At 69.5% G+C, this 11,581-nt stretch carries 6 protein-coding genes; 5 read left to right on the top strand and 1 reads right to left on the bottom strand.

The window, feature by feature from the left end; translation table 11 throughout:
- Positions 1-29 precede the first annotated feature (29 nt).
- From OOZ19_RS01905 to OOZ19_RS01920, 4 genes are read left to right on the top strand one after another with little or no spacing between them, the layout of a single operon-like run.
- Positions 30-1,193 carry an MCE family protein gene (locus OOZ19_RS01905; RefSeq protein ID WP_266087770.1) on the top strand — a complete coding sequence of 388 codons (1,164 nt, stop codon included), beginning with the start codon at positions 30-32 and terminating at the stop codon, positions 1,191-1,193.
- Positions 1,193-2,299, top strand: coding sequence for an MCE family protein (locus tag OOZ19_RS01910; protein ID WP_266087483.1), 1,107 nt, complete (start codon positions 1,193-1,195; stop codon positions 2,297-2,299). Before OOZ19_RS01905 ends, OOZ19_RS01910 begins: the two co-directional genes overlap by 1 nt.
- A gap of 32 nt (positions 2,300-2,331) precedes the next feature.
- Positions 2,332-2,886, top strand: a complete 555-nt coding sequence (locus OOZ19_RS01915) for an Rv1363c family protein (RefSeq protein WP_266087485.1) — start codon at positions 2,332-2,334, stop codon at positions 2,884-2,886.
- 55 nt (positions 2,887-2,941) lie between these two features.
- Positions 2,942-4,027 (top strand): hypothetical protein, encoded by a 1,086-nt coding sequence (locus OOZ19_RS01920; RefSeq protein ID WP_266087487.1) that lies wholly within the window; start codon positions 2,942-2,944, stop codon positions 4,025-4,027.
- 114 nt (positions 4,028-4,141) lie between these two features.
- Here the strand turns inward: OOZ19_RS01920 and OOZ19_RS01925 are convergent, their stop codons facing one another.
- Positions 4,142-7,285, bottom strand: a complete 3,144-nt coding sequence (locus tag OOZ19_RS01925) for a CHAT domain-containing protein (protein ID WP_266087489.1) — start codon at positions 7,283-7,285, stop codon at positions 4,142-4,144.
- A gap of 746 nt (positions 7,286-8,031) precedes the next feature.
- Between OOZ19_RS01925 and rpoB the strand changes: the two genes are divergently transcribed.
- Positions 8,032-11,514, top strand: a complete 3,483-nt coding sequence (rpoB, locus tag OOZ19_RS01930; protein ID WP_266087491.1) for a DNA-directed RNA polymerase subunit beta — start codon at positions 8,032-8,034, stop codon at positions 11,512-11,514.
- The last annotated feature ends 67 nt before the right edge of the window (positions 11,515-11,581 follow it).

Raw genomic sequence — 11,581 nt, forward strand, 5'->3', positions numbered from 1 at the left:
CAGGATCGGCCCGGCTCGGTGCCGGGAAGATCGTCGCCCTCGCCGCCACCGCGCTGGTGCTGGTGAGCGGCTGCGGATTCACCGGAGTCGCCGGCTTACCGCTGCCCGGCGGAGCCGACCTCGGCGACAAGCCCTACCAGGTGAAGGTGCGCTTCGCCGATGTGCTGGACCTGGTGCCCAACGCCGGGGTGCGCGTCAACGACGTGCCCGTCGGCCGGGTCAGCGAGATCGGGCTCGCCCCCGGATCCTGGGACGCCGAAGCGATCCTGCAGGTCAACCGCGACGTCAAACTACCGGGCAACGCCATCGCCCGGCTGCGCCAGTCGAGCCTGCTCGGTGAGAAGTACGTCGAACTGGCCGTGCCGCCCGCACCCGAGGCGCCGCGGGGCAAGCTCATCAACGGCGACGTCATCGGCACCGATCGCAGCGGTCGCAACCCCGAGGTCGAAGAGGTCCTCGGTGCGCTGTCACTGCTGCTCAACGGCGGCGGTGTGGCCCAGCTGCAGAACATCACCCGCGAGCTCAACAACGCGCTCGAAGGGCGCGAAGGCGACGCCCGCAACCTGCTCGGCAACCTCGACGAGCTCGTCGCCGGCCTGGACGCGCAGCGCGACGACATCACCCGCGCCCTCGACAGCGTCAACCGGCTCTCCGCGAGCCTCGACGCGCAACGCGGCAACATCGACACCGCGCTGCGCGACCTCGAACCGGGCCTGCGCGTGCTCAACGACCAGCGCGGGCAGCTCGTGACCATGCTGCAGTCGCTGGACAAGCTCTCCGGGGTCGCCACCAACGTCGTCAACCAGAGCCAGGACGACCTGGTGCACAACCTGCAGGCGCTGCAACCGACGCTGGCGCAGCTGGAGGCGGCGGGCGACGACCTGCCGAAGTCCTTCGAGATCATGCTGACCTACCCGTTCACCGACGGCGCGGCGCAAGGCATCAAGGGCGACTACACGAACCTTTACATCGACGCCGACCTCAACCTCACCAACATCCTCGGCAACATCGGCCGCGCCCGGCAGCCGCTGGTCGACCTGCCCGGGGCGCCGCCGCTGCCGCTGCAACCGCAGGCGCCGCAGGCACCGGGAACGGGCGGCACCGATCCCACGGCACCCGGAACGTCTCCCGCCCCGAAACCGGACGACCAAGACGGTGGGCTGCTCGACTTCCTGTTCGGAGGCGATGACTGATGCTCACGCGCAAAACCCGCCTGCAGATCGTCGCGTTCCTGGCGATCGCGCTCGTCGGCATCGGCTACGCGGGCGCCCGCTACGCCGGGCTGGACCGGTTGCTCGGCCCGCGCGGCTACGTCGTGACCATGAACCTGGCCGACTCCGGCGGCATCTTCGACAACGCCGAGGTCACCTACCGCGGCGTGCCCATCGGGCGGGTCGGGGAGATGAAGCTCACCAGCGGCGGGATCGAAGTGCCGCTGGACATCGAGGCCGGGCACAAGCGCATCCCGTCCGACGTCGACGCCGTGGTCACCAACCGCTCCGCCGTCGGTGAGCAGTACGTCGACCTGCGGCCGAGGAAGGACGGCGGGCCGTACCTGAAGGACGGCTCGGTCATCAACCGCGCGGCCACCAGCACCCCGCTGCCGGTGGAAGACCTGATGACCAACCTGGACGACTTCGCGAAGTCGGTGCCGGAGGACTCGCTGCGCACCGTCGTCAACGAGCTCGGCACCGCGTTCCGGGACAACGGCGGCAACCTGCAGCGCGTGCTCGACACGACGCGGGAGTTCACCACCGAAGCCCAGCAGCACCTGCCGCAGACCCGGCAGCTGCTGGAGGACGGCACCACGGTGCTCGCCACGCAGAACGAGCAGGGCTCCGCGATCCGCTCCTACAGCTCAGACCTGAAACTGCTGGCCGAGCAGCTGCGCACGTCCGACCCGGACCTGCGGAACCTGATCAAGAAGGCGCCGCCCGCCGCGCGCCAGGTCAGCGGCCTGCTCAACGAGACGGGTCCGCAGCTGGGCACCCTGATCACCAACTTGACCAGCACCACCGACCTGCTCGCCGCCAACAACGACGGCATCGAGCAGCTGATGGTGACCTACCCGATGGTCTCCGCGGGCGGTTACAGCGTGGTTCCTGGTGACGGCACCGCCCACTTCGGACTGGCCCTCAACATCTTCGATCCGCTGCCGTGCACGGCGGGTTACGAAGGAACCATCAAACGTGCGGGTAGCGACCTCGCGCCCACACCGCTGAACACTGATGCACACTGTGCGGAGCCGCCGGGTAGCCCGATCAACGTACGCGGGGCGCAGAACGCTCCTGGACAGTGACAGCCGACGGCACCGTGAAACGAGGTGACCCGATGACCGAGAACGTGGCCGACGCCGGCCCCGAACCCGAGAACCGCCCGTCCAGGACCACGCGGTCGCCACTGCTGATCCCGTCGATCGCGCTCGCCGTGGCCCTGGTAGCGGCGCTGTTCTTCGGCGTCAGCTGGGCCGTCGCGGCCAACGGCGGCAGCGCCGCCTACGGTGCCGAGCGGGATGCCGCGCTGCAGGCGGGCACCCAGTCGATCATCAACTTCAACACCCTCGACCACCGCGACGTGCAGCACGGGCTCGACCTGTGGGAACGCTCGTCCACCGGGCCGCTGCACGAGGACGTCGTCCGCGGTCGGCAGCAGTACGCCGACAGCATCACCCAGGCCAAGACGGTCACCAAGGCCGAGGTGCTCTCCGCCGGGCTCACCGAGCTCAACGAGCGCGCCGGAAAGGCCCGCATGATCGCGGTGGTGAAGGTGACCGTGACCCCGGACGGCCAGCCGCCCACCGAGAAGCGCAGCCGATACCAGGCCGAGCTCACCCGTGAGGGCCAGGACTGGAAGCTCAGCGTCCTCGGCCCCGTCGCGGTCGGCTGAGCCCGGCCCGCCCCGATCCAGCTGTGCCGACTCGTTCGTACTAGGAGTGGTTCCCGTGTCCAGTCCCCGCCGTCCCGGATCGGCGTCGCGGCGGCGCGTCGCCGGTCAGCGCAGCCGTTCCGGTTCCACCGCGAACAGCACCAGGATCGGGCTCAACCGGCCGGAGGATTCGGCCGAGGCCGTCGAGGAGACGGCCACCGAGGAACAGGCCGAAGCGACGCCGGACACCGAGACCGGCGCGACGTCGACCGCGGCCGATGAGGCCGACGACGCGGGGGAGCAGGCCGCTTCGGCGAGCGACGACCCCGCGGCCGACTCCGCTGACTCCGGCAAGTCCGTCGACTCCGCTGGGTCCGGCGAGTCCGTCGACTCCGCGAACGAGGGCACGTCCGAAGTGAGCACCGGATCCGCCGGTGAATCGCAGGACGGCCCGGTCAGCACCGGCAAGGCTGGACGCGCGAAGCGCAACGGCACGACGCACCAGACCACGCCGGGCGCGGGTCAGGACGGCGCCGCCCAGCAGCCCGTCTACTCGTACCAACCGGACTCCGAACGGTCCGCCGACGCCGATGCGGCGCAGCGCGCGGAGGGCGACCCGGCCGAGCAGTCCCAGTCCGACGCGGGGCCGGCCTCCGGCGGTCGCGGCGGCACCACGAACCTGATCGCCGCGATGCTGGTGGCGACGGTGGTGCTCGCCGGGCTCGCCACCTGGTTCGGCATCGAGGCCTACGCCGTGCGCAACGGCAATCAGGCGCTCTCCGACCAGGCCACGACCAGCGAGGTCAACGGGCAGATCTCCGACGGCGTCGAGAAGATCTTCTCCTACGACTTCGCCGACACCGGCAAGACCGAGCGGGCCGCGAAGGACCTGCTCACCGGTGGTGCCGTCGGCGAGTACGACCAGCTGTTCACCACCGTGAAGGAGCAGGCTCCGATCCAGAAGCTGGTCGTGACCACCACGGTCAAGGCCAGCAGCGTGACCCGCCTGGAAGGCGATCGCGCGGAGGTGCTGCTGTTCGTGGACCAGAACGCGACCCGCACCGACGTCGGCGGTCAGCCCTCGGTCGGCCCGGCGCAGGTGGTCATCAACGCCGAGAAGCACGGCGACGAGTGGAAGATCGCCCACATCACCCAGCGGTGATCTCGAGTTTCAGCGGGCCTCCAGCGGCCTTCCCGCCAGGACGGAGAGAAGGCCGCTGAGAAGGCCGCGGCTCTCCGCCGAGCCGGTTCGGGCTCGGCGGAGAGCGCGGGTCGATCAGGGGCCGACGTGCAAGTGGGCGGACCAGCGGGACGGCGCCTCCGGGAAGTCCGCGCGCAGACGGCGAGCGGCCTCGTGCAGAGCGTGCGCCGCCTGGCCCGTGTCGAATTCCTCGGTGCCGAACACGGCTTCGTAGACCTCGGAGTGCACCTCCAGGGCGCATTCCTCGTCGACTTCCCACAGGGTGCCGATGACGTGCGCGAATCCCGCGAATCCCAACGCGGAGGCCAGCGGCACCGCCGCGGCCGACGGGGCGTCCACGAACGTCGAGCAGCGCCCCAGGTAGCCGAACTCGACCTGGTGCAGCCCCATCTGCCCCAGTTCCACCACGCCCAGTCCCCGCTGCGGCGGCTCCCTATCCAGCACTAGTCCCGCCGCGGGCTGCCCCGGGTACTGCGCGCTCGGCTCGCACACGTGCACCCACGCGGTGTCGGGCAGCAGCTGCTGCACCTCCACCGACGACGTCGACCGCGGGGACAGCACCTCGGCGTCCGGCCAGTACCGGGCGAGGATCTGGTTCTCCCGCGGCAACTCCCGCGCTCCCGGGTCCAGCGAGTCGGCGGCCACCAGAGCCCGGCCGCCGTCCGGCACCGGGCGGCGCCTGGTCTCGTTCAACGTGCTCAGCGACGGCGCGTACGAGGACACGACCCGGTCCAGCGCGCTCGCGCCGTCCTTCGAGGCCGCCGCGTGCAGCGGCAGGAAGCTCAACGCCCCCAGCACGTACCACCACATGCGCGGCCAGCGCTGCCCCTCCGCCGGTTGCTGCACGTAGCCCATCCGGTCCAGGACCGGGCGGGTGATGTTGTGCCACGACCAGTCGAGAGCCTCCAGCAACGCGCCCTGATCGCGTTGGTCCGTCGCCGCCAGCGCCGCCCTCGCCTGCTCGGCCGCCGAATCCGGGCCAGCGCCCGGCAGCGGCACCGTCATCACCCGGCCGGCGAACAAGATCAACGCGTCGGAGCGGTACCGGCTCAGGTTGACCAGCACCACGGAGCCGTCGGCGCCGTTGCCCGCCAGCTCGGCGAACGGCCGTAATCGCAGGTGCCCGGCATGCGCCGGATCGGAGCGCACCTCGCGGAGCAGGTCCTCCCACGCGTCGACCAGCCGCGCGCGCAGCGCGACGCCCTCCTCCGGATCGGTGAGCGCGGGCTCACCCGGCGGCCGGTCCAGCAGCCGGCGCAGCCGGACCGCTTCGTCGGCCAGCTCCGGATGATCGCGATGCAGACCGCCCAGCTCACCGCCCGCGGGAAGGAAGTCCGACAGCAGCGCGACGCGACCGTGTTCCAGCAGTTCCACGGCGCGTTCCGGCTCGCCGTTCTCCACCGCGCACGCGGCGGCGTCGGCGGCGATCAAGGCCCAGCGCTGCTGCATCGCGGGGGAGGCCACGGCGCGCTTCGCCCGGGTGACCAGCGGCAGCAGTTCAACGGCTGAGGTGAACGACTCCACCGCCTCCGACCACCGCTGCGCGCCCGCGGCGAGCCTCCCGTTCAAGCTCGCCGCCCGCAGGCGCTGGTCGGCCGCAGCCGAAGTCTGCGCCGCGGCTTCCGCGAGCACCCGCCGCGCCCAGCGGTAGAACCGGCGGCGTCCGGTGCGCTGGTGCAGGGACTGCAGCGCCCGGCCCAGGTGGGTGGCGACCGCGGCCCGTTCCGGGGCGTCGGCGGACATCGCCTCCAGCGCCCGGTCGAACCATTCGACGGCGGTCTCAAGCTCGCCGGTGCGCGTGGTGCGGCGGAACCGGTGCGCCGAGATCACTCCCAGCTGCGCCCACGCCAGGTGCTGCGCCGTCTCGGCAGCGGCGGCGGCCTGCTGGCACACGTGCTCGGCGCGGTCCAGGTCGGCTTCGTCCGCGCTGTTCTCGTAGCGGGTGAGCAGGCTCAGCGCCAGTGAATGCAGCACCTTGCCGTTCTGCGACGACTCCACCGACGCCTCGCCGGCGGCGACCGCCGTGTCCAGCGCGTCCGCCTCCGCACCGTGCAGGAAATGCCTGCGCAACAAGGCCCCGTACCCGGCCAGCGCGAACGGCTGCTCCGGATCGTCGGGTGCCATCCCGCGCGCGCTCGCCGAATAGGCGCGCAGCGTGCGGCGCAACGGTCCCGGTTCTCCGGTGCTGTCCACGTGCTCGGCGGTGGACTCGGCGAGCAGCACCAGGGCACGCCCGAGCAGCGGATGTCCGGCGGTGAGCACGCCCAGCACACCCACCAGCTCGCCGATCCCGGCTTCCAGGTCGGCCAGGTCCCCGGCCTGCTCGAAGCGCAGCCGCAACGCGCTCGCCAGGTGGCACAGCGCGTTGCGCCGCGGCTCGCCGTCGGCCAGCCCGTCGGCGCCGCGGCGAAGATGCGTGATGCCCTCGTCCAAGTCCTGCGGGGAACCGGTGCGCTGGTAGCGGCGCAGCAGCGCCGCACCCAGGTTGATCCGCAGCTCCGCGGCTTCCGCCCCACCCCCGCGAGAAGCTGCGCGTGCCGCCTCCCGGAACGCGTCGATCGACTGGTCGTCCGACCGCGGGTCTTCGGCGAGCCGGGCGTGGGTCTTCAACGCGTTCGCCAACCGGACCAAGGTCATGATCCGGCGCGGGTCGCGGCGCGGGGTCTGCTCGGTGGCGGTGCGGGCCGCCCGCACCGATTCCTCGGCGTGCCCCACCGAACCGCTGGAGGTCGCCAGCTCGGTCAGCGCCAACGCCAGGTTGCACTGGTAGAGCACCAGGTCCGGATCGCCCTGGTCGGCCTGCGACGCCGCATCCCGGTAGTACGTGACCGCGTCTTCCAGGTCTCCCGGCTGTCTGCTGCTCAGATACATCAGCTGGGATGCGCTGCCCAGGTTGTTCAGCACCCCGGCGCGCGCCGGATCGCGATCGTCGAGCACTCCCGCAGTGGCGCGGAACACCTCGGTGACCCAGGGCAGCCGCGCGAAGTCGAGCGTGGAGATGATCTCGTTCATCGCCTTGATGGCGTCGGCGTAGCGCTGCTCCGGACTGGGCCGGGCCTGAGGCGATGCCGGCCCCGGATCAGCGGCGGCCTGCGTCGGAACGGCCTGCCCGTCCGTCCCGGTGAACCACGACGCTCCAGCTTCGGCGCCTTGCTGTTCCCCGGTCGAACGCGCCCGGCCGTCGGCGAGCTCGTCCGGCCGACCCGCATCGTCATTCATCCCGATTCTCCTGTGGCATGCTCACACGACTATCAGCGTCGCGGCGTCGCGGGACGTTTCACCGTACCGATGTTCGCGGGTACCGAATAGCCCGTGCGCCCGCGGCCAAGGGCCGGTTGCCGGAGCACGCGTTCCGTGCACGATCCGCGACTCCCTGCGAGGTCAGGTGGGCGATGTTCCACTCCCGCGCCCCGGCCGGACGACCGTCTGAAGCCGGGTGGCGTGAGATGGCCGACAACGCTGGCGGCCTTCTGGATCATAGGGGAACAGCGGTCATCTCCGGGGCCGAAACCGGACGAATCCGGGTGCGGTGAGCGACTGCCCGTGCTTGTCCAGGGCTGCGTGAACACTGGCGGAAATTCGCCGAAACCACCGGGCTGTGGAGTTTTGACCAGGTATAACGTCGATCCTGTTGATCACGTCGAGTGATCGTGTCTTGCGCCACGAGGGTGATCGGAGCGTGATCTCTTGACTGTCGGCGGCGGCGGGTTCACTCTGGTCACCAACACGGGCAGGGCCTCGCGAGGTGCGGCTCCGCGGACGACTTCCGGGACGGTTCGTCGGCGGGCCCCTCGACAGGTGGCGTCGTAGCGTCTAGACTGCTACTTTGCGCTGCCCTCTTTCCGCCCTCCCCATGACGGGACTTAGGATCGTGGGCGCCATTGCACCCTTGACAGTCGTGTTAGCTGGTTGCCAACGCCTCCTGACGCGGCTGTAGCCAGTTCAGAGTCCCGGAAGGACGCATCTTGGCAGTCTCCCGCGCGACCAAGGTCTCTGCAGCTTCCAACTACACGTCGGGGATCGCTGGGGCACCCAGGCGGGTCTCGTTCGCGAACATCCGCGAACCGTTGGAAGTACCTGATCTGCTCGATCTGCAGGTCCAGTCCTTCGAATGGCTTGTCGGCAATGAGGCCTGGTTCCAGCGCCGGGTCGATGCCGGCGACGATAGCCCTGTCGGTGGCCTGGAAGAAGTCCTGAGCGAGATCTCCCCGATCGAGGACTTCTCCGGATCGATGTCCCTGTCCTTCACTGATCCGCGCTTCGACGAGGTCAAGGCCTCGGTTGACGAGTGCAAGGACAAGGACATGACCTACGCGGCCCCGCTGTTCGTCACGGCGGAGTTCACCAACCACACCACTGGCGAGATCAAGAGCCAGACGGTGTTCATGGGTGACTTCCCGGTCATGACCAACAAGGGCACCTTCATCATCAACGGCACCGAGCGCGTCGTGGTGTCCCAGCTCGTGCGCTCGCCCGGCGTCTACTTCGACAGCTCGGTCGACAAGACGACCGACAAGGACGTCTACAGCGTCAAGATCATCCCCAGCCGCGGTGCGTGGCTGGAGTTCGATGTCGACAAGCGCGACACCGTGGGTGTCCGCATCGACCGCAAGCGCCGTCAGCCGGTCACCGTGCTGCTCAAGGCGCTGGGCTGGAGCGCCGAGGCGATCCGCGAGCGGTTCGGCTTCTCCGAGACGCTGATGGCGACCCTGGAGAAGGACCACACCGCCGGTCAGGACGAGGCGCTGCTGGACATCTACCGCAAGCTGCGTCCGGGTGAGCCCCCGACCAAGGAGAGCGCGCAGACCCTCCTGGAGAACCTGTTCTTCAAGGAGAAGCGCTACGACCTGGCCCGCGTCGGCCGCTACAAGGTCAACAAGAAGCTGGGTCTGGAGCTGCCGTTCGACTCCGGCGTCCTCACCGAGGACGACATCGTCACGACGATCGAGTACCTCGTCCGGCTGCACGCCGGTGAGACCTCGAAGGGCGAGGGCGACCTGGAGGTCCCGGTCGAGGTCGACGACATCGACCACTTCGGTAACCGCCGCCTGCGCACCGTCGGCGAGCTGATCCAGAACCAGGTTCGGGTCGGCCTGTCCCGCATGGAGCGCGTCGTCCGCGAGCGGATGACCACCCAGGACGTCGAAGCGATCACGCCGCAGACGCTGATCAACATCCGCCCGGTGGTGGCGGCGATCCGCGAGTTCTTCGGCACCTCGCAGCTCTCCCAGTTCATGGACCAGACCAACCCGATCGCGGGCCTGACGCACAAGCGTCGTCTCTCCGCGCTCGGCCCGGGCGGTCTGTCCAGGGAGCGCGCCGGCATGGAGGTCCGCGACGTCCACCCGTCGCACTACGGCCGGATGTGTCCGATCGAGACGCCGGAAGGCCCGAACATCGGTCTGATCGGCTCGCTCGCCACGTTCGCCAGGGTCAACCCGTTCGGCTTCATCGAAACGCCGTACCGCAAGGTCGTCGAAGGCCGGGTCACCGACCAGATCGACTACCTGACCGCGGACGAGGAAGACCGCTACGTCAAGGCGCAGGCGAACGCGCCGATCGATGAGGACGGCACGTTCCTCGACGAGCGCGTCCTGGGTCGCCGTAAGGGCGGCGAGGTCGAGCTGCTGGCTCCGACCGAGATCGACTACATGGACGTCTCGCCGCGGCAGATGGTCTCCGCCGCGACCGCGATGATCCCGTTCCTCGAGCACGACGACGCGAACCGCGCCCTGATGGGTGCGAATATGCAGCGTCAGGCGGTGCCGCTGCTGCGCAGCGAGTCGCCGCTGGTCGGCACCGGCATGGAGCTCCGAGCCGCTGTCGACGCCGGGGACGTGGTGACCGCCGACAAGGCGGGCGTCATCGAAGAGCTCTGCGCCGACTACGTGACGGTGATGGCCGACGACGGCACCCGGCACACCTACCGGCTGCAGAAGTTCAACCGCTCGAACCACGGCACCTGCACCAACCAGAAGCCGATCGTGAACGAAGGCGATCGCGTCGAGGTCGGTCAGGTCATCGCGGACGGGCCGTGCACCCAGAACGGCGAGATGGCGCTGGGCAAGAACCTGCGCGTGGCCATCATGCCGTGGGAGGGGCACAACTACGAAGACGCGATCATCCTGTCCCAGCGCCTGGTGCAGGACGACGTGCTCACCTCGATCCACATCGAGGAGCACGAGGTCGACGCTCGCGACACCAAGCTGGGCGCCGAGGAGATCACCCGGGACATCCCGAACGTCTCCGAGGACGTGCTGGCCGACCTCGACGAGCGCGGCATCATCCGGATCGGTGCCGAGGTGCAGGGCGGCGACATCCTCGTCGGCAAGGTCACGCCCAAGGGCGAGACCGAGCTGACCCCGGAGGAGCGGCTGCTGCGCGCGATCTTCGGCGAGAAGGCCCGCGAAGTGCGCGACACCTCGCTGAAGGTGCCGCACGGCGAGACCGGCAAGGTCATCGGCGTGCGCGTGTTCAACCGCGACGAGGACGACGAGCTGCCCCCGGGCGTCAACGAGCTCGTGCGGGTCTACGTCGCGCAGAAGCGCAAGATCCAGGACGGCGACAAGCTCGCCGGCCGGCACGGCAACAAGGGCGTCATCGGCAAGATCCTCCCGATCGAGGACATGCCGTTCACCGAGGACGGCGCCCCGGTCGACATCATCCTGAACACCCACGGTGTTCCGCGACGGATGAACATCGGCCAGGTGCTGGAGACCCACCTCGGGTGGATCGCCTCGCAGGGCTGGTCCATCGACGGGGACCCGGACTGGGCGAAGCGGCTGCCGTCGGACCTCTACGAGGTCGAAGCCGGCACCAACACCGCCAGCCCCGTCTTCGACGGTGCCCGTGAGGAAGAGATCACCGGCCTGCTGGGCTCGACCCTGCCGAACCGCGATGGTGAGCGCATGGTCAAGGCCAACGGCAAGGCGCAGCTGTTCGACGGGCGCAGCGGTGAGCCGTACCCGTACCCGGTGGCCCTCGGCTACATGTACATCCTGAAGCTGTCGCACCTGGTGGATGACAAGATCCACGCCCGGTCGACCGGCCCGTACTCGATGATCACCCAGCAGCCGCTGGGCGGTAAGGCGCAGTTCGGTGGCCAGCGCTTCGGTGAGATGGAGTGCTGGGCCATGCAGGCCTACGGCGCCGCGTACACCCTGCAGGAACTGCTGACGATCAAGTCCGACGACGTCATCGGTCGCGTGAAGGTCTACGAGGCGATCGTCAAGGGCGAGAACATTCCCGACCCTGGTATTCCGGAGTCGTTCAAGGTGCTCCTCAAGGAGTTGCAGTCGCTGTGCCTGAACGTCGAGGTCCTCTCGACCGACGGTGCCGCCATCGAGATGCGCGACGGGGACGACGAGGACTTGGAGCGTGCCGCGGCGAACCTCGGCATCAACCTGTCCCGCAACGAGTCGCCTTCGGTGGACGACGTCGTTCAGTGACTTCGCCGCCGGTCCGCGGGCATGTGCCTGCCCGCGGACCGGCCATCGACCCAACCTGGCATTCCCG

Source organism: Saccharopolyspora sp. NFXS83, assembly GCF_026241095.1.
In the GTDB taxonomy this organism is placed as follows: domain Bacteria; phylum Actinomycetota; class Actinomycetes; order Mycobacteriales; family Pseudonocardiaceae; genus Saccharopolyspora_C.

What these genes read in the sequence shown, in the direction of transcription:
- OOZ19_RS01910 (WP_266087483.1), top strand. Translation starts at nt 1,193, where the DNA reads ATGCTCACGCGCAAAACCCGCCTGCAGATCGTCGCGTTCCTGGCGATC.
- OOZ19_RS01915 (WP_266087485.1), top strand. Translation starts at nt 2,332, where the DNA reads ATGACCGAGAACGTGGCCGACGCCGGCCCCGAACCCGAGAACCGCCCG.
- OOZ19_RS01925 (WP_266087489.1), bottom strand. Translation starts at nt 7,285, where the DNA reads ATGAATGACGATGCGGGTCGGCCGGACGAGCTCGCCGACGGCCGGGCG.